The sequence below is a fragment of the Paraburkholderia sp. UCT2 genome, assembly GCF_014397665.1.
Classification (GTDB): Bacteria; Pseudomonadota; Gammaproteobacteria; order Burkholderiales; family Burkholderiaceae; genus Paraburkholderia; species Paraburkholderia tuberum.
The window spans coordinates 43,887-67,485 of record NZ_VZQO01000001.1 but is presented as its reverse complement, the minus strand read 5'-3'; the positions used below and the strand labels follow the sequence as shown (position 1 = coordinate 67,485).

Annotated in this window: 24 protein-coding genes, 1 tRNA gene and 1 pseudogene; 16 read left to right on the top strand and 10 right to left on the bottom strand. The window is 64.1% G+C overall.

Annotation, left to right across the window (positions count from 1 at the left end; genetic code table 11):
* Positions 1-114: 114 nt before the first annotated feature.
* Positions 115-1,119, top strand: a complete 1,005-nt coding sequence (locus tag F6X39_RS00325) for an aldose 1-epimerase (protein WP_222945074.1) — start codon at positions 115-117, stop codon at positions 1,117-1,119.
* A gap of 45 nt (positions 1,120-1,164) precedes the next feature.
* Here the strand turns inward: F6X39_RS00325 and F6X39_RS00320 are convergent, their stop codons facing one another.
* Together F6X39_RS00320 and F6X39_RS00315 are read right to left on the bottom strand one after the other, a co-directional pair.
* Positions 1,165-1,962, bottom strand: coding sequence for an endonuclease/exonuclease/phosphatase family protein (locus tag F6X39_RS00320; protein ID WP_090802649.1), 798 nt, complete (start codon positions 1,960-1,962; stop codon positions 1,165-1,167).
* A gap of 54 nt (positions 1,963-2,016) precedes the next feature.
* Positions 2,017-2,577, bottom strand: a complete 561-nt coding sequence (locus F6X39_RS00315) for a hypothetical protein (RefSeq protein WP_187615093.1) — start codon at positions 2,575-2,577, stop codon at positions 2,017-2,019.
* 270 nt (positions 2,578-2,847) lie between these two features.
* Here F6X39_RS00315 and F6X39_RS00310 point away from each other — a divergent pair, with 270 nt between their 5' ends.
* From F6X39_RS00310 to F6X39_RS00300, 3 genes are all read left to right on the top strand, one after another.
* Positions 2,848-3,825 (top strand): AAA family ATPase, encoded by a 978-nt coding sequence (locus tag F6X39_RS00310; protein WP_184026014.1) that lies wholly within the window; start codon positions 2,848-2,850, stop codon positions 3,823-3,825.
* Positions 3,826-4,180: 355 nt separating this feature from the next.
* The gene (locus F6X39_RS00305) at positions 4,181-5,287 is read left to right on the top strand and encodes an NAD(P)/FAD-dependent oxidoreductase (RefSeq protein ID WP_187615092.1); all 1,107 of its coding nucleotides are present in this window, start codon (positions 4,181-4,183) and stop codon (positions 5,285-5,287) included.
* A gap of 133 nt (positions 5,288-5,420) precedes the next feature.
* The gene (locus F6X39_RS00300; RefSeq protein ID WP_184026020.1) at positions 5,421-5,732 is read left to right on the top strand and encodes a high-potential iron-sulfur protein; all 312 of its coding nucleotides are present in this window, start codon (positions 5,421-5,423) and stop codon (positions 5,730-5,732) included.
* A 154-nt stretch (positions 5,733-5,886) separates the two neighbouring features.
* Here the strand turns inward: F6X39_RS00300 and F6X39_RS00295 are convergent, their stop codons facing one another.
* From F6X39_RS00295 to F6X39_RS00285, 3 genes are all read right to left on the bottom strand, one after another.
* Entirely contained in the window at positions 5,887-7,443 is a 1,557-nt protein-coding gene (locus F6X39_RS00295) for an amidase (RefSeq protein ID WP_222945073.1), read from the bottom strand.
* A 242-nt stretch (positions 7,444-7,685) separates the two neighbouring features.
* The gene (locus F6X39_RS00290) at positions 7,686-8,384 is read right to left on the bottom strand and encodes a dienelactone hydrolase family protein (protein WP_187615091.1); all 699 of its coding nucleotides are present in this window, start codon (positions 8,382-8,384) and stop codon (positions 7,686-7,688) included.
* A gap of 95 nt (positions 8,385-8,479) precedes the next feature.
* Complete coding sequence (locus tag F6X39_RS00285; protein ID WP_187615090.1) at positions 8,480-8,707, bottom strand: hypothetical protein; 228 nt, start codon at positions 8,705-8,707, stop codon at positions 8,480-8,482.
* On the opposite strand from F6X39_RS00285, the pseudogene F6X39_RS00280 reads away from it, so the two are divergent.
* Together F6X39_RS00280 and F6X39_RS00275 are read left to right on the top strand one after the other, a co-directional pair.
* Positions 8,706-9,621 (top strand): annotated as a pseudogene (locus F6X39_RS00280) (NAD(P)H-dependent flavin oxidoreductase). The gene F6X39_RS00285 and the pseudogene F6X39_RS00280 overlap by 2 nt on opposite strands.
* A 451-nt stretch (positions 9,622-10,072) precedes the next feature.
* A complete protein-coding gene (locus tag F6X39_RS00275; RefSeq protein ID WP_184026037.1) occupies positions 10,073-11,218 on the top strand; it encodes a branched-chain amino acid ABC transporter substrate-binding protein in 1,146 nt (381 codons plus the stop codon).
* Between the two features lie 106 nt (positions 11,219-11,324).
* Here F6X39_RS00275 and F6X39_RS00270 read toward each other — a convergent pair whose 3' ends face one another.
* A complete protein-coding gene (locus F6X39_RS00270) occupies positions 11,325-12,539 on the bottom strand; it encodes an MFS transporter (protein ID WP_184051207.1) in 1,215 nt (404 codons plus the stop codon).
* Between the two features lie 250 nt (positions 12,540-12,789).
* Between F6X39_RS00270 and F6X39_RS00265 the strand changes: the two genes are divergently transcribed.
* From F6X39_RS00265 to F6X39_RS00255, 3 genes are all read left to right on the top strand, one after another.
* A complete protein-coding gene (locus F6X39_RS00265; RefSeq protein ID WP_184068800.1) occupies positions 12,790-13,452 on the top strand; it encodes a HugZ family protein in 663 nt (220 codons plus the stop codon).
* Positions 13,453-13,851: 399 nt separating this feature from the next.
* Entirely contained in the window at positions 13,852-14,154 is a 303-nt protein-coding gene (locus F6X39_RS00260; protein WP_008921239.1) for an H-NS family nucleoid-associated regulatory protein, read from the top strand.
* A gap of 284 nt (positions 14,155-14,438) precedes the next feature.
* On the top strand, positions 14,439-15,722 hold the full coding sequence (locus F6X39_RS00255) for a cation diffusion facilitator family transporter (protein WP_187615089.1): 1,284 nt from the start codon (positions 14,439-14,441) through the stop codon (positions 15,720-15,722).
* Positions 15,723-15,785: 63 nt separating this feature from the next.
* Here the strand turns inward: F6X39_RS00255 and F6X39_RS00250 are convergent, their stop codons facing one another.
* The 3 genes from F6X39_RS00250 to F6X39_RS00240 form a co-directional block, all read right to left on the bottom strand.
* A complete protein-coding gene (locus F6X39_RS00250) occupies positions 15,786-16,244 on the bottom strand; it encodes an Lrp/AsnC family transcriptional regulator (RefSeq protein ID WP_012431468.1) in 459 nt (152 codons plus the stop codon).
* A gap of 90 nt (positions 16,245-16,334) precedes the next feature.
* The gene (locus F6X39_RS00245; RefSeq protein ID WP_187615088.1) at positions 16,335-16,967 is read right to left on the bottom strand and encodes an exonuclease; all 633 of its coding nucleotides are present in this window, start codon (positions 16,965-16,967) and stop codon (positions 16,335-16,337) included.
* The gene (locus F6X39_RS00240; protein ID WP_187615087.1) at positions 16,964-17,608 is read right to left on the bottom strand and encodes an MBL fold metallo-hydrolase; all 645 of its coding nucleotides are present in this window, start codon (positions 17,606-17,608) and stop codon (positions 16,964-16,966) included. Before F6X39_RS00240 ends, F6X39_RS00245 begins: the two co-directional genes overlap by 4 nt.
* Positions 17,609-18,257: 649 nt before the next feature.
* Here F6X39_RS00240 and F6X39_RS00235 point away from each other — a divergent pair.
* Positions 18,258-18,863 (top strand): septal ring lytic transglycosylase RlpA family protein, encoded by a 606-nt coding sequence (locus F6X39_RS00235; protein ID WP_187615086.1) that lies wholly within the window; start codon positions 18,258-18,260, stop codon positions 18,861-18,863.
* Between the two features lie 120 nt (positions 18,864-18,983).
* On the opposite strand, the gene rsmI is transcribed toward F6X39_RS00235, so the two are convergent.
* Positions 18,984-19,868 (bottom strand): 16S rRNA (cytidine(1402)-2'-O)-methyltransferase, encoded by an 885-nt coding sequence (rsmI, locus tag F6X39_RS00230; RefSeq protein ID WP_187615085.1) that lies wholly within the window; start codon positions 19,866-19,868, stop codon positions 18,984-18,986.
* Positions 19,869-19,956: 88 nt separating this feature from the next.
* Between rsmI and F6X39_RS00225 the strand changes: the two genes are divergently transcribed.
* The 6 genes from F6X39_RS00225 (at position 19,957) to F6X39_RS00200 (ending at position 23,580) form a co-directional block, all read left to right on the top strand.
* Complete coding sequence (locus tag F6X39_RS00225) at positions 19,957-20,379, top strand: YraN family protein (protein ID WP_262412379.1); 423 nt, start codon at positions 19,957-19,959, stop codon at positions 20,377-20,379.
* A 142-nt stretch (positions 20,380-20,521) separates the two neighbouring features.
* Positions 20,522-21,109: a phosphoheptose isomerase gene (locus F6X39_RS00220; RefSeq protein WP_062125567.1), complete on the top strand. Its 588-nt coding sequence runs from the start codon at positions 20,522-20,524 to the stop codon at positions 21,107-21,109.
* Positions 21,110-21,135: 26 nt separating this feature from the next.
* On the top strand, positions 21,136-21,927 hold the full coding sequence (locus tag F6X39_RS00215) for a BON domain-containing protein (protein ID WP_090802672.1): 792 nt from the start codon (positions 21,136-21,138) through the stop codon (positions 21,925-21,927).
* Complete coding sequence (locus F6X39_RS00210) at positions 21,927-22,280, top strand: c-type cytochrome (protein ID WP_187615083.1); 354 nt, start codon at positions 21,927-21,929, stop codon at positions 22,278-22,280. The genes F6X39_RS00215 and F6X39_RS00210 overlap by 1 nt, the downstream gene beginning before the upstream one ends.
* Positions 22,281-22,344: 64 nt before the next feature.
* Positions 22,345-22,420, top strand: a tRNA-Ala gene (locus tag F6X39_RS00205).
* A 158-nt stretch (positions 22,421-22,578) separates the two neighbouring features.
* Positions 22,579-23,580 carry a hypothetical protein gene (locus F6X39_RS00200; protein WP_187615082.1) on the top strand — a complete coding sequence of 334 codons (1,002 nt, stop codon included), beginning with the start codon at positions 22,579-22,581 and terminating at the stop codon, positions 23,578-23,580.
* Positions 23,581-23,599: the final 19 nt, after the last annotated feature.

Below are 23,599 nucleotides of genomic sequence, written 5' to 3'. Positions count from 1 at the left end.
TCTCGCTCGGGGCGGACTGAGGTGGTCCGCCGGCCGCGGGGTGCGCGGCATGTCAAAGGAGATATGAATGCACGTTGATGCCACTTTCCGCTCGCGGTTTCGCCGCGTCTGACCATGCGCGACGTTTCCCTGAATCCTGCCCGGCCGCGCGAGGCACATGCCGTGACTCGATCGGCGACTCAACGCTCATGGCTCGACGATCCCGCGCTCGCCGCGCGCCTCGTCACGTTGTCGGCCGGTGCGTTGCGAGCGGTGCTCGCGCCGGACGTTGGCGGCGCGCTCGCGGCGTTCTACGAAGTCACGCCGGAAGGTCCGTTGCACTGGCTGCGGCCGGCGCTGCCGGAAGCGTTCGAAGCGCGCGATCCGCTGCGCATGGCGAGCTTTCCGCTGTTCCCATACTGCAACCGGATTCGCGATGCGCGCTTCGCGTTCGACGGCGCGACGATCGATCTCGCCGGCAACGACCCGCGTTTCGCCCACGCGCTGCATGGCAACGCTTGGCGGCATCCGTGGCGCGTCGGCGCGCGCAGCGAAAGCGCGGTGGACTTGCACTTCGAGCACGAACCGGATGCGAGCGTGACTGGCGACTGGCCGTTTCGCTATCGCGCGCGGCAGCGTATCGAGTTGCGCGGTGGCGCGCTCCACATCACGATGTCCGCGCGGAATCTCGCCGGCCGGCCGATGCCGTTCGGCATGGGCCATCATCCGTACTATCCGCGCACCGCGTCGACGCGCATCCATGCCGACGTGCAGGCGATGTGGCATGCGGACACCGACGTGCTGCCGACGCATCTCGGCCCGCATCCCGCCGTCGACGCATTGCGCGCGGGCATGTCGCCCGATGCGTTCGATCTCGACAACAACTTTTCGAACTGGTCGCGCGTGGCGACGATCGCGTGGCCCGACGAGCGCCGCAATCTGACGATGCGTGCCGACGCGCCGTTCGATCACCTGGTCGTGTTCGCGCCGGTCAACGATCCGCAGCTATGCGTGGAACCGGTCACGAATACGACCGATTGCTTCAACGCGGTTGGTACACAAGAACACGTCGGTGGCTGCGTATTGCAGCCGGGGGACGAGATCGAAGCGGCGTTGAGCTGGACGCCGCATCGCGAGTGAGGGGGACGCGCTTTCCGTTGGCGAAAGCTCAACCAACAGACGCGCTCACTCCAGCCGCAACTTCGCCATATACGGTAAATGATCGGACAGCCACGCGGTCTCCTGCGTCGGCTGGATCCATTCGACCGGCTGCATGTCGCGCACGAACATCTTGTCGAGCGACAGCGCCGGCGAGAACGCCGGGAACGTGCGCGCCGGTTCGCCGAGCAGCGTCGCGACTTCCTGCAAGCCATGCTCGCGAAAGAGCGGCACCGAGTCGTTGCGCCAATCGTTGAAATCGCCGGCCAGCACGAGCGGACCGTCGGGGGCTTCCTTCGCGATCCAGTGCGCGATCCAGTCCATCTGCCGCAACCGCGCCGGACGCGTCAGCGCGAGATGCGCACAGAGCAACGTGACGAGTCGTCCGCCGAACGTCGCACGCGCGACCAGCAGGCCGCGCTTTTCGAAGCGGTGCGCGGAGATGTCCCAGCGGCCGCCGAGATCGAGCGGATGCGGCGACAGGATCGCATTGCCGTGCCGCCATGACGGCTTGAACACGTTCGGGCCGAGCGCGACTTCGAGTTCGAGCGCGCGCGCGATTTCGGTTGCCTGACAGTGCCATACGTCGGTCAGTGGATCGCCCATCGGCGTGCCGAAACTGCTCGCCAATACCGGCGACGGCATACGCCGCGCCATCGCTTCCTGCAGGAAGTATGCGTCCGCGTGGGTCGATTGAACCCAGCGCTGCATCGCCTGCCAGGCCTGAAAACCGAGCGGTGTGCGGCCCTTGTGCAGGTTCCAGCTCACCGCGACGAAATCGTTCGGCGCGAGGTTCTCGCGGATCAGTTCTTCTGGGTTTCGCATGCCGCGTTATCCACGTGTTCTGTTTGAGCGCGTCGGTAAGGCGCGCGGTTCCTGTCAGTTCGGATTGCTGCTGCCGGTCGCGGCGCCATTGCCGCTCATGCCGCCGTTCGTGCCGTTGCCGTTCGCACCGTTGCTCACGACGTTCGCATGCACGCGGTACACGAGGTTCGGATTGTGATCGACGATCGTCCAGCTCGCCCATTGATCCGGCGGCACCACGAGACCCGGGTGGCTCGCGCTCACCTGGCGCGGCTGCGGCGGCAGCTTGCAGCCGATGTCGGTGCGCGCCGCATTGTCGTCCTCGAGCGTTTCCTGTGTGTCGATCGAAAACATCACGCCCTCGGGATCGACGCGCAGCGGCGACACCGTGATCGTGCGTGACAGATCGATGCTGCCGGCCGGCTGGTCCTTGCAGCCGACCTCGTGTTGCACGACCTGGTGATGCGTATCCGTGCGAGCCTGGCCGACGGTGGTGGTGCCGTCGAACGAATCGATCTGCTGGCCATCTTTCACCACCTGCAGCTGCCATTGCACGACCTGCTGCGCTGGCCGTTGTTGCCCGTGGGCGAGCAACGAAGCGCCAAGCAGCATGGCCACGATACTGGTTTTCCACATAAAAAGGATCTCCGCTCACGCGTCGCTTGCGTGGGTGCCTCGTAGCAATTAGAGAGCCATCTTACCCCCGATGGCCGCAACGATTTCTGACACGGTCGAGGAGGGCCGGTTCAGCAACACGCCATTCCCGATAAGGATGGGATGCCAGCGATCGTTAGCAGCAGAGCCACATGACTGCTGGCTTGCACGCGTTTGTGTCCTCGCTACACTGGACTCGAACCGGCGCTCACAAGGCGCCGCCGCTGCAGAATCAGCCAGACGGGGTGAGCGATGACGACAGCAATGGTCAAACAGGAAATCGCCGTGGCCTCGTTCAGCCGGGTGTATGACCTCGACGAGGTCGAAAGTGCGCTGAACGGTCTCGGCGAGGGCGCGAACGAGGCGCTGCGCGCGACCTACGAAAAGATGCTGAAAACCGGCAATCTGCGATTCTGCGTGAAGCCGAACCGGATGCCGTCGATCGACGATCTGATCGGCGCGCTGCCCAATTTTTCCGCACCGCTCGACGACATCCGCAAGCAGGTCGCGCTGTGCCTCGAAACCGAGGACCGGCTCGAACTGATGCCGATCCTGTTGCTCGGCGAGCCCGGCATCGGCAAGACGCATTTCGCGAAGCAGCTCGCGCGCCTGCTCGGCACCGCGTACCAATACGTCGCGATGAGTTCGCTGACGGCTGGCTGGATTCTGTCGGGCGCGTCGTCGCAATGGAAGAACGCGAAGCCGGGCAAGGTGTTCGATGCACTCGTGAACGGCAGCTACGCGAACCCGGTGATCGCCGTCGACGAAATCGACAAGGCGAGCGGCGATTCGCAATACGATCCGCTCGGCGCGTTGTACGCGCTACTCGAACACGACACCGCCCAGAGTTTCATCGACGAGTTCGCCGAGATACCGATCAACGCGGGCAACGTGATCTGGATCGCGACCGCCAACGACGAACGCGCGATCCCCGAGCCGATCCTGAACCGCATGAACGTCTACGAGATCTCGCCGCCGGACCACGCCGGCGCGCGACGCATCGCGCAGTCGATTTACGACGAGATCCGCGGCGCGCACAACTGGGGCCTGCGCTTTCCGGGGACGCTTGGCGAAGCGACCCTCGATGTGCTCAAGCGGGCGTCGCCGCGCGAGATGCGCCGCGCGATCCTGAACGGCTTCGGCGCGGCGCGCATCGCGGGACGCGACCAGATCGAGCCCGCCGATATCCGCCTCGATTACGGAAACCGGCGAAAACCGATCGGTTTTTGAGGTTTTCGGTCGGTTTTTTGCACCCAAACCCCGCTTCTCTGGAATTTGGGGAGCTGTCTCGGCAAATTCGGACAGCCTGCGTGGTGAATGCCGGGGCAATTATTGCTATTTTCGATGTGGAGCGCAGAATCGAGCCAGCTTGCGCCGCCATCGCCTGGTCGGCGCGCACGAACGTTTGTCACTTCTGTCTGTACCGAGTCGTACAATTTTCCGTGGCGGTGATAAAAAGACATAAGCAGACCAGCGGACAGATGCGTTCGACAACAAACGGAACGCGGCGGCGAGGTGCCGTTCTTGTCTTCCTTCCATCGGCTGAACGAGGCAGCGCGCGGCCCAATGCGCCGCGTCAACGGATATGGATCAGATCGAATGTGTAGTGATCGGCGCCGGCGTGATCGGCCTCGCGACGGCGCGCGCGCTGGCGGCGCGCGGGCGCGAGGTGATCGTGCTGGAGGCCGCCGACGCCATCGGCGTGGGCACGAGTTCACGCAACAGCGAAGTGATTCACGCGGGCATCTACTACCCGCGCGGATCGCTGAAGGCCACGCTGTGCGTGCGCGGCCGCGAAATGCTGTATGACTATTGCGCCGAGCGCAACGTGCCGCATTCGCGCTGCGGCAAGCTGCTCGTCGCCACGTCGCGCAACCAGATTCCGCAGCTCGAAAGCATCATGGCCAAAGGGCGCGACAACGGCGTGCTCGACCTGTTGCGCGTCACCGGCGATCAGGCGCAGGCGCTCGAACCGGCGCTCGAATGCGTGGAGGCGGTGTTTTCGCCGCAGACGGGGATCGTCGATAGTCATCAGTACATGCTCGCGCTGCAAGGCGATGCCGAGCGCGACGGCGCCGTGTACGCGTTCCATGCGCCGGTCGAGGCGATCGAGGCTCACAACGGCCGTTTCACCATCGCGGTCGGCGGTGCGGCGCCCACCACGATCAGCGCTGCCTGCGTGATCAACAGCGCGGGTCTGCATGCGAACGCACTCGCGCGCAAGATTCGCGGACTCGACTCGCGCCACGTGCCGCCGCTCTACTTGGCGCGCGGCAATTACTTCAGCATTTCGGGGCGCGCGCCGTTCAGCCGCCTGATCTATCCGATGCCGAACGAAGCCGGCCTCGGCGTGCATCTGACGCTCGACCTGGGCGGCCAGGTGCGCTTCGGCCCCGACGTCGAATGGGTCGATACGATCAATTACGACGTCGATCCGCGTCGCGCGGAGTCGTTTTATGCGGCGATTCGCGCGTACTGGCCGGCCTTGCCCGATGGCGCGTTGCAGCCGGCGTACGCCGGTATTCGTCCGAAGTTGTCCGGCCCGGGCGAGCCCGCCGCGGACTTCATGATCCAGGGGCCGGCCGCGCATGGCGTGCGCGGGCTCGTCAATCTGTTCGGCATCGAGTCGCCGGGGTTGACCGCATCGCTTGCGATTGCGCAGCGGGTCTGCGAGCTGAGCGGGCGGCCTTGAGGCTGCGTTTGGACCGTACCGATCCGCTTATCTTTAGCATTTGGAATATCACGGGCGACGGCGACGTTGCTATGCTTGGCGAACGCTGTCATCAGAACGGCGTTGATTCCCATATAAATGGAGTGCGTTCCCCATGAGATCTTCCCGTCGTACGTTTTTGATCACCAGCATCGGTGTGGCATCGACGTTCGCGCTGTCGCGCCAGGCGTTCGCCGACGCGCCGAAAGTCTCCGAAACCGATCCGACCGCGCAGGCGCTTGGCTACAAGGCGGACGCGAGCAAGGTCGACAAGGCGAAATTCGCCAAATACACGCCTGGCGAGCAATGCAGCAACTGCAGCTTCTTCCAGGGCAAGGCGGGCGATGCCTACGGCCTCTGCCCGATGTTCGCGGGCAAGCAGGTCGCGGCCACGGGATGGTGCAGCGCCTATAACAAGAAGGCCTGATCAAGCCTGCGCTTGAGGTGCTTGCAAGTGCGCACGGGATGCGCCGCAATCCCGCGGCCCATCCCGTGATTGTGCGCATAGTGGCGCTGCGCGGCGCGTGCGGCGCAAGCCGGGGTGGTTTTTCAAAGCTTCATTGCAGTGGACCGCTGGACTTTTAGCGGCGCGCATTCATCAATGGTGGTCGCCTGTCGAACCACGGCCGTGCCGCCTCGAGTTGCGCGGCGAGTCTGAACAGAGTCGCCTCGCCGCCGCTACGCGCCGCGAACTGCACGCCGATCGGCAGCCCGCGCGCATTCCAGTACAAAGGCACCGACATCGCCGGCTGGCCGCTCAGGTTGAACAGCTCCGTGCATCCGGCCCACGCGAACGCCTTGTTCGACGCTTCGAACAGCAGTTTCTTCATCAATCGTTCTAGCGGCATCGTGGTGATCGCGCGCATCTGCATGCGCTCGACCGAGCTTGGTCGCATCTCGCCGATCTTGATCGGCGCGGACGCGAGCGTCGCGCACAACAGCACGTCGTAGCGGTTCAGCAGGTCGGTCAGACGCGCGGTGATGCGGCGCTGTTCGTCGAGCGCGGCCGGTAAGCCCTGCTCGCCGAGCTTGCGGCCGACGTGCGCCATCGCCCATGTCGAAATCTCGAACTCGCCGCGCGTTGGCTTGTGGCCGGTGATGCGCTCCGCGTTCAGCACGAGGTCCTCGGCGGTCACCGACCACAGCGTCAGGAACGCATGACGGACCGCCGCGAAATCGACGCCGAGCGACACCGGCTCCAGACGATGGCCGAGTGAGCTCGCGAGTTGCGCGGCGTCGTCGAGCGCGGCGCGCGCATCGGCCGATAACGACGGCGCGAGCATCGGCTCGGTCACGTAGGCGATCGTCAGCGGTTTGCACGGCTCGCGCGTCGCGCCGAGAAAGGTGCCGGGCGCGCCGCTCGGCCGCTCGGCGTTGCCGGCCAGCAGATCGAGCAGCAACGCGCTGTCGCGCACGCTGCGCGACACGGCGTGATCGATGCCGAGTTCGCCGGCGCCGGCCTGCGCCGCGCGCGGCACGCGACCGCGCGAGGGTTTCAGGCCGAACAGTCCGCAGCACGACGCCGGAATCCGGATCGAGCCGCCGCCGTCCGACGCATGCGCGAGCGGTACGATGCCGGCAGCGACCGCCGCCGCCGCGCCGCCGCTCGAACCGCCCGGCGTGTGATCGATATTCCACGGATTACGGCACGCGCCAAATAGTTCGGGCTCCGTATAAGGCATCTGGCCGAGTTCGGACGTGCTGGTCTTCGCGAAGATATTCAGACCCGCCGCTTTCGCGAGCGCGACGACCGGCGCATCCTGAGTCGGAATGAAGTGGCGGTAGTGTCGGCTGCCCATTGCCATCGGCAGTCCCGCAACGGGCGCGCCGAGATCCTTGATCAGGAACGGCACGCCGGCGAGCGCGGCGTGGGCGGCGGAGTTGTCCGTTCCGTTCGCGCCGTCGACGGTATTCGCGCGATTCGCGTCTTCGCGCGACGCACGTTGGCGGGCCGCATCGTAGTCCTTCAGAACGACCGCGTTGATCGCGGGATTGACGGCCTCGGTGCGCGAGATCGCGACGTCGATCAATTCGCGCGCGCTGACCTGGCGCGTGCGCACGAGTTCGGCGAGGCCGATGGCGTCATGAGCGAGATAGTCTGATTGCACGTCGGTTGAGCCCTCGCGGTCGGTTGGCATGCTGCGTCGAATTCGTGGCCGGCCATGCACGCGCGACTGGGGCGTTTCGCTCGGCATCGCGTTGCCCCGCTCGGGCGTCGCACATGTGAAAAGACGGCGTGTCGGCCGACACGCCGTCTTGCACAGAGTACCCGAGTTGAGCGCCGACGTGACTCATGTGAATTCGAGTGCGCACTTCAAATGCGCGAGCGTGCGATCACATGCGCAACGCGGCGGGGCCGACTGAATGCCGGAACCGCGGATTACATCCGCTCGCCGAGGAACGTCAGCGTGCGGCCATGCGCCAATGCCGACGCGTGCTGGTTGTACGACGCACGCTCCGAGCAGTTGAAACCGTGATCGGCGTTCGGGTAGATGTTGAATTGCACGTCGGCGCGACCCGCGAAGCGCTCCTGAATCTGGCCGATGTCCGACGGCAGAATATGCGCGTCGAGCTCGCCGTAGTGGAACTGCATCGGCACCTTGATGTTCGCGGCTTTGTCGAGATGGTTATGGATGCCGCCGCCGTAGTAGGCGACAGCGGCGTCGACCGAACCGGCCGCCGCGGCCAGATAGGCGAGACGGCCGCCGAAGCAGTAGCCGATCGCCGCGATCTTGCCGGTCACTTCCGGCAGCGCGCGCAAGGCGGCCGCAGCGGCGCCGAGGTCGGCGACCGCGTCGTCGACCTTGGTTTTCTGCATCAGCTCGATGCCCTTTTCGCGATCCTTGCCGTCATACGTCAATTCGACGCGCGGCTGCACGCGCCAGAACACGTCCGGGGCGAGCGCGACATAGCCGTCCTGCGCGTACTGATCCGCGACCGAGCGGATATGGCCGTTCACGCCGAAGATCTCCTGAATGATGATGACGGCCGGTCCCTTGCCGCCCTTCGGCAGCGCGAGGTAGCCGCCGAAACTGTCGTCGCCGGCGGGGATGTCGATCCATCGGGAAGTCGTGCTCATGCTGTTCTCCATTGACTCGCGCGAGCGCCGCGCGAGGTCGGTGTGTACGAAACGCTCAAGGCCACGAGGCCCTGCAACGGGCGGTTAGTTTGCCATCAAAAGAACCGCCTTGCAGCGAGGCGGGACGGGGCCTCGCGGGTGATGCGGCGTGCTTCCATTCTCGTCAGGCGATTGAAACGATCTCGATAATTCATTTCTCCGCGATGGCGCGTGTCGGTAAAGTCAGCGCGTGATGGCTCGCGCGTGTCAGCGCATCTCGCGAACATGTTGGCGAGCGCATGAATCAGCACATCGACGGCTTTGCGCCGGAAGGAAACGAACATGAATGAAGGCGGTTTCGTGACGCCGTTCGCCGAGCACTTCCAGATGCGGGTACCCGTCGTGCAGGCGCCGATGGCCGGCGGCGCGACGACGCCGGCGCTCGTCGCGGCGGTATCCAATGCGGGCGGACTTGGTTTTCTCGCGGGGGCGGCGCTCGCCTGACTTTCGCGCGCAACTGGAAACGCTGATCGAATTGCGGGTGCCGGTCGCCGGCTTTACGTTCGGACTGCTAGCAGCGGACGACGTCGAGCGTTTGCACGCGAGCGGCAGCTATGTAGTTGGGACTGCGACGCATGTTGCCGAAGGCATCGCGTGGCGCGATGCGGGCGCCGATGCCGTCGCCGCGCAAGGCGCGGAGGCGGGCGCGCATCGCGGCACGTTCATCGGCGCATTCGAAGATGCGCTGGTCGGCACGATGGCGCTCGTGCCGCAACTGGTCGACGCGACCGGGCTGCCGGTGCTCGCGGCCGGCGGCATCATGGACGGTCGCGGCATCGTCGCGGCACTCGCGCTGGGCGCGCAAGCCGCGGTGATGGGCACCGCGTTTCTGACCACCCGCGAGAGCGCGATCCCCAAGGTATGGAAAACCCGCGTGCGCGGCATGGCAGATACCTCGACCACGGTGACGCGCGCGATCACGGGCCGCCACGCGCGCGGCATCCGCAATCCGTTGATACAACGTTTGCGCGAATCGGCGGACAGCATCGCGCCGTATCCGGTGCAAAACGCGTTGACGCAGGAGCTGCGGCAAAACGCGGCGCGTGCGCAGAACGGCGATTACCTGTCGTTGTGGGCGGGGCAGGGTGCGCTGCTTGGCCACACGCGCGACGAAGCAATCGGCGCGATCGAACTGATGGCGCAGCTCGAGCAGGAATGGCAGGCGGCCTCCGTGCGAATCGCCGCGTTCTTGCGTTGATTGCATGGCCGATTTAAGGCTGATTTAAGTTTTTTTACCGCGCTCACAATCCTGTGCGGCACGCCACATTTTTGAGTTGAAAAACCCTTCGAATCATATGTGACAGAAGCCGGAAAATGGCTAAATCCGCGCCCGCGGAGAAACTTCCCAATTAGCGGAAACCCGCATGGGCTGGGGCTTTCCGGCCCGCTCGCCCAAGCCACGAGCGGTTCGCCCGGGAACTGCGCTATTAGTGTTGTTCCCACTTTCTCAAAAAATTCCCCCAAATTAATTTGATGGCCTACACTTGCGCGCAAGTACGGTTTGCCAACTGTCACAAACAGTCCGGTAAACGTACTGGCCAAGTGCATGAACGATGCAACCGGCGTGGTCGTCCACGGGACTGAGCGACACGTGTAGGGAAGCGGGGCACAGGGCGATTACGTTGTTTTGACCGAAACTGGAGACTTACATGAACATCAAGATTCAAAAGCTGTTGCCGATCAGCGCTGCGGCGGTGCTGTTCGCGACGTTGGCAACATCGGCCGCGGCCGACACGGTCGTGAAGATCGGTCACGTCGCGCCGTTGACTGGCGGTATCGCTCACCTGGGTAAAGACAACGAAAACGGCGCGCGCCTCGCCATTGAGGAAATCAACGCGAAGGGTCTGACGATCGGCGGCCAGAAGATCACGCTGCAACTCGACGCGCAGGACGACGCGGCCGACCCCCGCACGGCCACGCAGGTTGCGCAGAAGCTCGTCGACGACAAGGTCGTCGCCGTGGTCGGCCACCTGAACTCGGGCACCTCGATCCCGGCATCGAAGATCTATAGCGATGCGGGCATCGTGCAGATCTCGCCGTCGGCAACGAACCCGGCCTACACGCAGCAAGGCTTCAAGACGACCTACCGCGTCGTCGCGACCGACGCGCAGCAAGGCCCGGCACTCGCGAACTACGCGGCGAAGGGCATGAAGGTGAAGAGCGTCGCGATCGTCGACGACTCGACCGCTTACGGCCAGGGTCTCGCGAACGAATTCGAGAAGACGGCGAAGTCGCTCGGTATGAACGTCGTGTCGCACGACGCGACGAACGACAAGGCCGTCGACTTCCGCGCGATTCTGACGAAGATCAAGGGTGAAAATCCCGACGCGATCATGTACGGCGGCATGGACGCGACCGGCGGCCCGTTCGCCAAGCAGGCGAAGCAGCTCGGCCTGCGCGCGAAGGTGCTGGCAGGTGACGGTGTGTGTACCGACAAGCTGTCGGACCTGGCCGGCGACGCAACCGACAACATCGTCTGCTCGGAAGCCGGCATGGCGCTCGAAAAGATGGCGGGCGGCAAGGCGTTCGAAACGAAGTACGAGAAGCGCTTCGGCCAGCCGATTCAGATTTACGCGCCGTTCACGTATGACGCGGTGTACATCATCGTCGACGCGATGAAGCGCGCTAACTCGACCGATCCGGCGAAGATCCTGGCAGCGATGCCGACGACCGACTACAAGGGCGTGATCGGCGAAACGACGTTCGACTCGAAGGGCGACCTGCAGCACGGCGTGATCTCGCTGTACAACTACAAGCAAGGCAAGAAGACGCTGCTCGACGTCGTGAAGATGTAAATTCGGTGTGGTCGAAGGCGGCGTCGGGCCGCACTTCGATTTGCCGCTAAAGAGGCACGTGGGCCGTCAGGCTTGCGTGCCTCTTCTTTTTGGCGTCGCGTTTGCGTCAGATCTTCAAACGCCGCAGCACCTTCGGCCCGACGAGCGCGATCATCGCGGCGCACACGGCGACGACCGACAGCCCGATCGTCAGATTGGTCACCTGCGCGACCGCACCGATGATCACCGGTCCGAGCAGCAACCCGAAATAGGCCAGCCCCGCGACGTGCGCGAGCCCCTCGGCCGCGTGGATGCCCTTCACGCTCGCGGCCGCCGCGAACAGCACCGGCATCATGTTCGCGAGGCCCAGGCCGATCAGCGCAAAGCCGGCGAGCGCGGCCACCGGATTCGGCAGCAGCAGCGCGTCGACCATCCCGGCGCAGGCGAGCGCCGCACTGATCATCACGAGTTGCGGCGCGCCGAAGCGGGCGCGCACCGCGTCGCCGGCAAAACGCGCTGCCGCCATGCCGCCGGAAAACGCCGCGTAGGCGGCGCTGGCGAGCGCGGGCGTCGAGAGCACGACATCGCGCATATAGACCGTGGCCCAGTCGTACATCGCGCCTTCGGCGATCAGTGCGACCAGCGCCATCGTGCCGAGCGCCCACAACGCCGGCGAGCGCCAGCGGCTCGCGCGCGGCGTCGCGGCATCGGGATGCTCGGCGTGCGGCACGTGCGGGAGCACCGACGGGCACGCGAGCACCAGCACGAGCGCGCTGGCCGCCGCGGCGAGCGCGAGATGCACAGCCGGCGCCATGCCGCGCGACAGCAGCGCCCCGCCCACCGCCGCGCCGAACATGCCGCCAAGGCTGAACATCCCATGCAGCGACGACATGATCGGCTTGCCGAGCGCCTTTTCGACGGCGCTCGCTTCGGCGTTCATCGCGACGTCGAGCGTGGCCATGCCCGCGCCGAAGACGGCCAGCACGACCAGCAGGATCCAGTACGCCGGCACGACGAGGATCAGCGCGGCGCAGGCGGCCATCGCGAGGCCGCCGGTCAAGCAGGCGCGGCGCGTGCCGACCCGCGCGATCCACGACGCATTGGTCACCATCGCGCCGATCGATCCGCCCGCCACCGCGAACAACGCGAACGACAGCATCGCCGGATTCAGATGGAAGCGGTCGCGCACCGTCGGCACGTGCACGCCCCACGACGCGTACATCATGCCGGCGATGAAAAATACCGCCATCGTGGCAATGCGTGCGCGTTGCCGTGCGGTGACGGACAGATTGCGATGCGCGGCGGGCAGGACGGCGAATTCGGAGGCTTGGTGATCAGGCACGGAGGTCTCGAGGCGAAGTGCGCGAGAAAGCGCATTGAAAGCGGATCTTCGATTCTATCGAAGCGTGGTGGCGAATGCTTGGAGCCGTGGGATCGGGCGCATACGATTGATAGGCTGGGGATGCAACCTGGCGGTATTGCCGGCTGTCATGCCATGGCACGCCGCAGTTGGTTTTTGCATTGCCGTGCGCGCCGGCTTTTCTGCCGCTCACCGCTTTCCGTTCATTCCAAATTCAACGAGGAACGCTCAGTTGAACATTCCGGCTCACGCTCCGCTGCATCTGCTGCACACGGCCACGGTCGGCACGCTCGCCACGCACGCTCGCCAGCCCGAGGGCTTTCCGTATCCGTCGGTGCTGCCGTTCGCGCCGGACGCGCGGCATCGTCCGACGATCCTCGTGAGCCGGCTCGCGGAGCACACGCACAACCTGCACACCGATCCGCGCGCCGGTTTTCTGGCCGTCGACGCACCCGACGGCGACGTGCTGGGCGGCCAGCGGGTCACGCTGCTTGGCCGCTTCGAGCCGGTCGGCTCGAGCCCGGAACTGGCGCGGCGCTACCTGCGCTATCACCCGGACGCGGAGCGCTACCTGATGCTGGGCGATTTCACGTTCTGGATCATGGAGGTCCAGCGGCTGCGCTACATCGGCGGCTTTGGCGCGATGGGCTGGCTCGATGGCGCCGAACTCGATCCGCTGCCGCCGCTTGCAGTCAGCGAGGAGGACGCGCTGATCGCGGAATTCGGTCACCGGCTGAGTGGCGCGGGCGGCGTCGAATTGCTGGGCGTCGACCGTTATGGCGCCGACCTGAAACGCAACGGCGTGCGCCACCGTTTCGCATTCGATGGCGCCCGGTCCGATACCGGGACATTGCACGCCGCGCTCGAAGTCTGCATCGAGCGGCATGCGGATTAAGCATTTATCGTTTATCGGGAAAACGCGCATGCGCCAGTCGCGACGAACGGGGTCTTTGTCTCAATAGTGCGCGGCTTATCCAAGCCAAAGCTTTCATGCCGTGAAATGTTCGATGTGCAATGGACCGCTCAAGTCTCATTTCCTGATAGTTAAATCGTGTAAATATGCAGATGAGTGGACTTTTTTAGCGACATGCGAAATCAGCGATTAGAAAGGCCGTAGTCCGACCCAAAAGCAGCGCAGGAAACTTTTTGAAACGAATTTAAATTAATTTTTTCCGGTTGCTTATCCAGCCTTTCTATTTTGTGTTAATCTCGCCGTCAAATTCCGAGGCATGAAACCTTCAAAGGCGAGTCGGCAAAAGACCGGCGATCATTTATCCATACCACAAGGGAACCTATGTCTTCTTACAAGGAACTGCTCGCGCAGCGCGAGAAGCTCGAAAAGCAGATTGAAGAAGCGAAGTCGCGCGAATACGCGGAAGTCTTGAATGAAATCAAGCAGAAGATGGCGGATTACGGCATTTCGCTGAGCGAACTGGGCGGCGGCCGCGCACCGAAAGGCGCTAAAGCGAGCCGGCCGCGCGCAGGCGTCGCGCCTAAATATCGCGATCCGGAAAGCGGCAGCACATGGTCCGGTCGCGGCAAGCCGCCGCGCTGGATTGCAGGTCTTGATCGCGAAAAGTTTCTGATCCAGAAGTAATCACGATCAGGCGGGCGGTGAGGGTTGGCCGCACGTAGTACGAATAGCGGCAATCCACCGCGTTTATAGCCTGCTGCAGAATCTGAAAAAGCCGCGCACCGTTCAGGGCGCGGTTTTCGTCATTTGTTGCGCCGACTTTTTGTCGCATGCGCTTCAGGCAACTGGAACGCGAATGCTTTTCGTTTAGATAAGCGATTGATTTAAAAAGGTTTTTTCCGATTTTCCCTGCGCGCGTGATTCGTGGCGGGTACAATAACAATAATTGACCTTTCCGCCACTTCAGCATGCAGTCCGCCGCGATCGCCCAAACCACCGAGAAACAACGCGTTGCGCGCAAAAGTACTTTTGCGAGTATTGCGCTCAATAGCGTGTTGATGACGCTGCAAATCGCCATCGGCACGATCGCGCACTCGCAGGCGCTAGTTGCCGACGGTATCCATTCCCTTGCCGATCTTATTTCCGATTTTGTCGTGCTGATTGCCAATCGGCACAGCGGGGCCAAGCCCGACGCGGATCACAATTACGGGCATAGCCGTTATGAGACGGTGGCGTCGTTATTTCTCGGCGCGCTGCTGATCTCGGTCGGCGTCGGCATGTTGTGGCGCGCCGGTACGCGGCTCGCCGACCTGCAAAATATTCCCGCCGTCCACATGAGCGCGCTCGCGGTCGCGGCGCTCGTGCTGGTCTGCAAGGAAGCGCTGTTTCGCTACATGCTGCGCGAGGCGAAGCGCGTGCGTTCCGCGATGCTGATCGCGAACGCATGGCACGCGCGCTCGGACGCGGCGTCGTCGCTGGTGGTGGGAATCGGCGTGATCGGCAGTCTCGCCGGCTTGCGGTTGCTCGACCCGATCGCAGCGGCCATCGTCGGTTTCATGGTCGCGCGCATGGGCTGGACCTTCGGTTGGGACGCGCTGCAGGATCTGTCTGACCGCGCGCTCGACGAAACCGCCGCGGCCGACATGCGCGCATTGCTGATGTCCACCCCCGGCGTGCGTGACGTGCACGAAATGCGTACGCGCAAGATGGGCGATTTCGCGCTCGTCGATGCGCACATTCTGGTCGATCCAATGATTTCGGTATCGGAAGGGCATTACATCGCGGAGTCGGCGCGGCTGCGTGTGCTGACCGACAAGCGCGTGCTCGACGCGCTGATCCACGTCGATCCGGAAAACGATGCGCTCGCGCATCCACCGGTCGATCTGCCGCCGCGGGAGCGCGTGACCGCCGAGGTCGACGCGGCGCTGGCGGCCTGGGGCTTGCAGGCCGCTGGGATAAATCTCCACTACCTGAGCACCGGGCTCGACGTGGAGGTGGTGTTACCGGCGGCGGCGTTCGTTGAAGGGCGCGCTGCGGACGGCCCCGAGGCCGCGCGTCTGCTGGAAAGTGAGGCGCAGTCGCTTGGGCGCGTCGATCTGGAGGCGCTCAAGCGTCGTCTCGGCGCGCGCAAGCTAGACGTGCTGCTGCAACGGGATATCTCGGCCGCGCAAGGCGGTCCGGCGGCGGAACTCAAGACTGGCGTCGCCCCCGGCGGTCGGTCAATCGCCACGGAGCCTCACAACGCCGCCTGAGTCCGATGAGTTTCGGACACCCGATGCCGCGAACCTTCATGCCGCCCGCAGCGGCGGCATCCGTCACAACGGCAACTGCGTATCGAACTTGATTTCGCGCAGCACGACGCTCGTCCGCACCTGCGCGACGGCTGGAATCTTGAAAATGCGTTCGTGCAGGAAGCTGTCGTACGCCTTGATGTCCGGCGCGACGATCTTCAGGATGTAATCGGATTCACCGGTCGTGCTGTAGCACTCGGTCACTTCGGGGCAGGTGGCGATTTCCCGCTCGAACTGCTCGACGCCGCCTTCGGTGTGGCGCGTCAGATGGATATGCGCGAGCGCGCACACATGCAAGCCGAGTTTTTCGCGATCGAGCAGCGCCGTGTAGCGCTGGATCACGCCCGACTGTTCCATGTCCTTGATGCGCCGCCAGCACGGCGTGCTCGACAGCCCGACCTGGTCGGAGATTTCCTGCACGGAACGACGTGCGTCGAGCTGCAGTAGGCGCAGGATCTTCTGTGAGAACGTATCGAGTGTCAACTGCGCCTCCGTTAGCGTCGCCGTATCAACGCATGGTAGAGGGCGCGAAAACGAAACGCAATGTAAAACGGCTCTCGCGAGCGAGATTGCCTAATTTACCGGGTCGGGAGCGGCGTTTTGCCCTGAGCCGTCCCCATCATCCTTGCCGTCCCCCGGCAGCTCAGGCTGACGCGCGCGCAAGTCCTTCAGCATGTTGCAAAAGAGGGCACCCTGCTCGATCGCGTCGTCGAGCGCGACGTGCGTGTGCGGATGCTCGTCGAACCAGTGCTTCGGAAAGCGCGGCTTGATGTTCTTGCGGTACGGCAGGCCAGTCATCGCGAACGCGAGCGTCTTGATGTCGAGCGCCGACCACGAAAACGGGCAGCGGCCGACGAAGCGCATCATGTACCAGAACATATAGGTGAAGTCGAAGCCGGCCGGCATCGCGACGAACACCGGCTTGCCCGGCAGCGCCTCGACCCATTCAACATAGGCGGCCAGGGCGGCCTCGGGTTTCTGCAAGTCCTGGCGGCAGGCCGCCCATGCTTCCGGCTGGGTCTTCCACCACGCTTCCTGAACCGGATGCGGCGCTGCGCCTTCGAGCAGTTCGAGATTCGCCGAGAACGTCGCGATCAGCTGCTTGTCTTCGGTGTATGCGGCGGATGCGAAGCTCAGCATCGAATGCGGGCCGGGGATCGGGCCGTCCGCTTCGATGTCGGTACTCACGTAGATTTCGCTGCTCATGCGCCCACTCCGTCTGCGACGTAGGGATTCGTGCGGCGCTCGGCGCCGAACGTCGAGGTCGGGCCGTGGCCGGGCACGAACGTGACGTCGTCGCCGAGCGGCCAGAGTTTGTCGCGGATCGAGCGGGTCAGGTCCGCATGATTGCCACGCGGGAAATCCGTGCGGCCGATCGAGCCGGCGAACAGCACGTCGCCAACTAGTGCAAGCCGGTGCGCGCGGCTGAAGAAGACCACGTGGCCCGGCGTGTGGCCGGGGCAGTGGTAGACCTCGAGGGTTTCGTCGCCGAAATGCACGGTGTCGCCGTCTTGTAGCCAGCGGTCCGGCTCGAAGGCGTCGGCGGCCGGGAAGCCGAAGCGCGTGCTCTGGTCCGGCAACTTGTCGAGCCAGAAGCGCTCGTCGGGATGCGGACCTTCGATCGGCACGCCGTAGTGACTGGCGAGTGTCTTCGCGCCGGCGCAATGATCGATGTGGCCGTGGGTCAGCAAGACCTTGTCGACGGTCACGTTCTGCCGCGCGATCTCGCGCTGGATCATGTCGAGGTCGCCGCCCGGATCGACGACGGCAGCGCGCCCGGTGGCCTCGCAAACGAGCAGCGAGCAGTTCTGCTGGAACGGCGTGACGGGGATCAGGGTGACTTTCATGGCTAGACGACGCGCTGGAAAAACGTTGATTGTACCGGGCCTCGCGACAGCCTCCGCCGCCCATGCGACGGGGCCGGCTCCCGGCCCGTCTCGGTCTTTCGTATGTCCATTTTTGCGATAAATGTGAAGATTGATCAAGTTTTTGAGCAGCTCGCCATCCCTAAAAAAAGTTTTGGGTATAATGGACTTCATGCACTAGGAATTGTGCTGCCACAAGGCGATGCGTTCCCACAAAAAGGGAATGCCGCTCGCCGTTCAAGTAAGGGCTGTCGGAATGCCGACGGCCATCCAGTATCGATGAGTTCGATGCACACGTCTTGCCCAGCCAGGCGCCGCGCGCCTGCTACGGAATTAATCTCCGTGACGCTGGGTGGGGCCTACGCCGCCGTTCCTGCGCGCTGAGTTGCGCGCGCAAGAACGTGTCATTGCCACGTTCAGTTGGCGGCATGTGGGGTCTGGTCAGGCTGCCGGGGACAGGTTGCGCCAGACGTGAAAATTAACCGTGCGGTAGCGGCTGAGTGAGCCGTATCCGGGCTTTGACGTACTGCGCATTTTCGCGCGGCGCGTTGTCGTCCCTACCGCCGGAGCCGCAAGCAACCTACCCAGCAGTTTGCGGGTGACGCGGCTCGACAATGTGATTGCACGTCTTATGAAAACTCGGCTAACCCGTGGTCTAGGGACTCTTTTTGCCTTTTTTGTACTGGCCGGCTGTGCCACGCCTCCGGGCGCGCGCGATACGTCCGCGAACGACACGCCGCCAAGTACAAAGAACACGCACCTGAGCTCTTTCGGACCGCAATCGTTCGGTAGCGCGCCGGCCTCGAGCCCGAGCGCGTCGAACGCGCCCGCGTCGCCGCTGGCTGACGCGCAGCCGCTCACCGACGACGGCGTCGACGTCGCGGACTTCCATCAGACCGGACGCGCGTCGTGGTACGGACGCTTCTTCCACGGCCGCCGCACCGCCAATGGCGAGCGTTACGACATGCATGCCCTGACGGCCGCGCATCGCACGCTGCCGCTCGGCTCGTACGTGCGCGTGACCAATCCGGCCAATTCGCGCTCTGTGATCGTACGGATCAACGACCGCGGCCCGTACGCCCGCGGCCGCGTGATCGACCTGTCGATGGCGGCCGCCGCCATGCTCGACATGCGCCACGCCGGCACCGCGCGGGTCAAGATCGAAGGGCTCACGCAGCAGGAAGCGCGCGCCGAGTTGAACGAGACACTCGCGTCGAACTCGGATTCGAACAAGTGATGTGACGTTACGTGGCGATGATGCCGCGTCGGCTGAACCAACCGTCTGCAGAAAATCGAAGGGCCGCGACATGCGGCCCTTTTCTGTTGCCGTCAGCCTTTTACCCGCCGGGCTCGACCCTCACGTTTCGGGCTTGTCTTCCTTCAGCGCCAGCGCGCGCGCGTACAACACGTTGCGCGATGCGCCCGTGAGCGCCGCCGCGACCTTGGCCGCGCTGCTCACCGTCAATTCTTCCAGCAGGATGCCGAGCAGCGCGTCGTGATCGTGCTCGCCGGCCGCTTCGGGCGCCGCGCCTTCGACCACCAGCACGAATTCGCCACGCTGCCGGTTCGCGTCGGCAGCGAGCCACGTTGGCCCTTCGGCCAGGGTGCCCTGGTGCAGGGCTTCGTGTAACTTCGTCAGTTCCCGCGCGATCAGCAGACGGCGCGTGCCGCCGAACTCATCGGCGAGCGCCTGCACCGTCTCGACGATCCGGTGCGGCGCTTCGTAGAACACCATCGCGTGAGGATGTTGCGCGAGCGCCTGCAAGGCGGCGGCGCGCGCCTTCGGCTTCGGCGGGAGGAAGCCGAGGAACGAGAACGTCGCGACCCAGTCGCCGGTCGCGCTGAGCGCGGTGGCGAGCGCACTCGCGCCGGGCAGCGGGACCACCACGAAGCCGGCCTCGCGCACGGCATCGACGAGCTTGGCGCCGGGGTCCGAGATGCCCGGCGTGCCCGCGTCGGACACGTAGGCCACGCGCTCGCCGGCCTGAAGATACTCGATCACGCGCTGCGCGGCGGTGCGCTCGTTGTGCTGATGCACGGCGACGAGCGGCTTCGAGATGCCGTAGCGCGCGAGCAGCTGTCCGGTGTTGCGGGTGTCCTCGGCGGCGATGCGATCCGCGAGTCCGAGCACGTGCAGCGCGCGCAGCGTGATGTCGGCGATGTTGCCGATCGGCGTGGCCACCACATACAGCGCGGCGGCGGGGTACTGCTGCCCTTGCGCGAGTTCGGAGAGAGGAGTCATGACACGGAAGACACAAACAGACGGAACGAGGCCGACATTGTGCCATGTGGGCTTGCGCGAGCAGGCCGCGCCGAACACTGCGCAAAAGATGCCCATAAGCGCCGGTCCAAAAACCGCCCACAACTTTTCCTGCGCTCACCAGTCCAAATCCGTCGGCGCGGCTTTCGAAGCACGCGCGCGAGAATTTTTGCAGCGCCAGCGTCTGCGCTTCGTGGCGCGCAACGTCACCTGTCGGGGCGGCGAGATCGATCTCGTGATGAGTGATCGTGACGGCGCGCTGGTGTTCGTCGAAGTTCGCGCGCGTGCGCAGCGGCATTATGGCGGTGCGGCTGCGAGCATCGGTTGGCAGAAGAGACAGCGCATCGTGCGAGCGGCGCGGCACTATCTCGCGACGCGCGCCACGACGAACCGCGGCCCGCGCGACGAACCCGCGTGCCGTTTCGACGTCGTCGCGTTCGAGAGCGGCAGGCTCGTGTGGTTGCGCGATGCGTTTCGCGCCGACGAAGTCTGACCGACAGCGCAGACAACGCGCGTGAGTGCGATAAACTTGCGCTCGCGTGCCGCGCGAACTCATCGGCGGCCACAGCCTGGCAGTATGACTTCACAACACGGCCGCGCAGTGCGGTCCATTCGCGGTAGAAGATAGAGACTCGATGTCAGTCGAACGCATCCAACAACACTTCCGCGACAGCGCGGCAGTCAAACTCGAAGCCCTCGAAACCCTGTCGATGCCGATCGCCGCCGCGATCGACACGATGTTCGCCGCGCTCGCCAACGGCAATCGCATCCTCGCGTGCGGCAACGGCGGTTCGGCCGCCGACGCGCAGCATTTCGCGGCCGAGCTGATCGGCCGCTTCGAGCGCGAGCGGCCAGGTCTGCCCGCCATTGCGCTCAGCACCGACACCTCCGTGCTCACCGCGATCGCCAACGACTATTCGTTCGAACAGATCTACGCGAAACAGGTCTGGGCGCTCGGTCAGCCCGGCGACGTGTTGCTCGCGATCACCACATCCGGCAATTCCGCGAACGTGCTCGCCGCGATCGAAGCCGCGCATGAGCGCGAAATGATCGTCGTTGCGCTGACCGGCAAGGGCGGCGGACGCGCGCAGGAGGTGCTGAGCGACACCGACATCCACGTGTGCGTGCCGTCCGACCGCACGGCGCGCATCCAGGAAGTGCACCTGCTGACCATCCATTGCCTGTGCGACGGCATCGATGCCATGTTGCTCGGCGAAGACTGAGACTGATTTCGAAGGAGAGCTAGTTGATGAGCGTTTTCCGCATCAAGAAGACACTGGTGAGAACCGTGCTCGTGGTCGGGGTCGCGGCGGGCCTGTCGGCCACGCTGCAAGGCTGCTTTCTCGCTGTCGGGGCCGCGGCGGGCGGCGGCGCGCTGATGGCGACCGACCGCCGCACGCTCGGCGCGCAGACCGAGGATCGCGAGATTCAGGTGAAGGCGCTGTCGCAGATCAGCCAGAATCTGCCGGACTCCGCGCACGTCAACGTCACGGTGTTCAACCGCCGCGTGCTGCTGACCGGCGAGGTCGCGGGCGAGGCGTCGAAGCAGCGTGCCGAGAGCATCGTGCGGAACATGAACAACGTGAATACGATCGTCAATGAACTGGCGATCGCGCCGGCGAGCTCGTTCTCGTCGCGCACCAACGACACCTACCTTGAAACGCGCGTGAAGACCGCTCTGATCGCCGAGAAGAACATTTCGGCGAACAATTTCAAGGTCGTGGCCGAGCGCGGCAACGTCTATCTGATGGGCCTCGTCACGATGAATGAGGGCAATATCGGCGCCGACGTCACGAGCCGCGTGCCGGGCGTCGTGGAAGTGGTCAAGGTGTTCCAGTACATCCAGCCGCAGGAAGCCGAAGCTGCTGCGGCCGCCGGTGCGACGGCGCCGGTGGCCGCCTCGCAGCCCGAGGTCAGCGAGCCGACGGTCGGCGCGATTCCCGATTCGTCGGTGAGCGCGCGGCCGCTCGATCAGCAGGCGCCTGCGCCGGTCAACTCGTCGACGTCGGTGCGACCGGGTAATCCGAAGGCGGTGCCTTGATGCGCGGTATGACGCGTGCGGGTGTCGTGTTCGCGTTGGTGGTGGGCGCGCTCGCCGGCACGATGACGTCGGGTGCTCGCGCGGCCGAGGCGCCGCGCGGCCAGCAGGTCGCCGCCGCGAATGCGTGCATGGGCTGTCACGCGGTCGATCGCAAACTGGTCGGTCCGTCGTTCCAGCAAATCGCCGCGAAGTACAAGGGCGACGCGCAGGCGCCGACCAAACTCGCGCGCAAGGTGAAGGACGGCGGCTCCGGCGTATGGGGCATGATTCCGATGCCGGCCCATCAATCGATGAGCGATGCGGATATCCGCGCGGTGGTCGACTGGGTGCTCGCGGGCGCGCCGTCCAGATGAGGTTTTCCCGGGGCTGGAGGCTTGGCAAAAGGGAAAATGGCTGTGCTAGAATTATTTTTGTGTTGGGGGGGTAGCTCAGCTGGGAGAGCGTCGCGTTCGCAATGCGAAGGTCGGGAGTTCGATCCTCCTCTCCTCCACCAATAAAATCAAAGGGTTATGGGCTATTCTCCTGTAACCCTTTTTTGTTTCTGTGGCCCGTGTAACCGCTGTGTAACCGAATTCGGTCTGCTCAGATCTACCTCGATCCATCATCAAGCGTGGCCATTCGCGTGCGGTAGAACACGCGGCACCGAGTTCGATGAGTTCATCATCCTCGCTCAGTTCTCCGAAGCGTCTTGTCTCTGACGGGCGCGAGCGGCACGACCGGGTGATCCCATTGCACCTCGACTCCACGGAAACTGCTGACCTTGATCACCGTCTTGCGGTAGGCTTGCGGCTCCGCAACTTCACAATATCTTGCAGTATGACCACGGGAAAACACAGCCAGTCTCCAGAAAAACGAATGGCGTTCTTGGAGCGGGTGGAGCACTACGTCAACAAGAGCCCGATGTGGACGCCCGCTGAGGGCGCTTTGTTGGTCAATGGCGTCATGCCGCCGCCCAAAGGCTGCGAGGAGATCCCTAGCGATGGGGCACAGCTTGAAGACCCTGTGCGGCCCGCGACCCAGAGCCAATTGCTTGGTGCTCGCTCGTTGCTGGACAGGTATCGCAGGGACGTCGATAACGGCGCCGCCTCCCAGGCTGAACGCATCACCTCCGACGAATTCCTAGAATGGTGCAAGGATGGCGATTTCCTTGCGACATGGACGTTGAAGCTAGCGGAGTTCCTGAGGCACCTCTATTTTCCCGGCGATGCGCACAACCAATTTCCACAAACAGTGGAGGATGAGCTGACCATGTTGCGGATGGTGATTGCAGCGAAGGAGATGCAGAGCGCGCTTGTATCCCATGCGCGTGCGGCGGAGCCGTCTCTTGTTGAAGTCGTTCCCCAGAGTCTCCAGGCGGACGTCGGTTCCGTGACCCAGGCTGTAGCCCGCGCATCCTTGCGGGGTGAAACGATTGGCTTGACGCGACGTGAACAACAGATCAGGAACATTTTGGCTGGTGCTAAGGAGTTGAAATTCGATCCCCTTAAGATCCCGAATGGGGGGAAGCAAGAGCTCCGCGTATGGTGTAAAAAAAATCATCTCGACCTATTCGGTAGCGGTGATGATCCATTCGACGATGCATGGAAAGAGGCTCGCAAACGCAATCTCGTCTCTATGGCCAATCAGGCTCGCTTTGCTGCGGGAAGAAGGTAGGGGAAAAATACCCGACGTT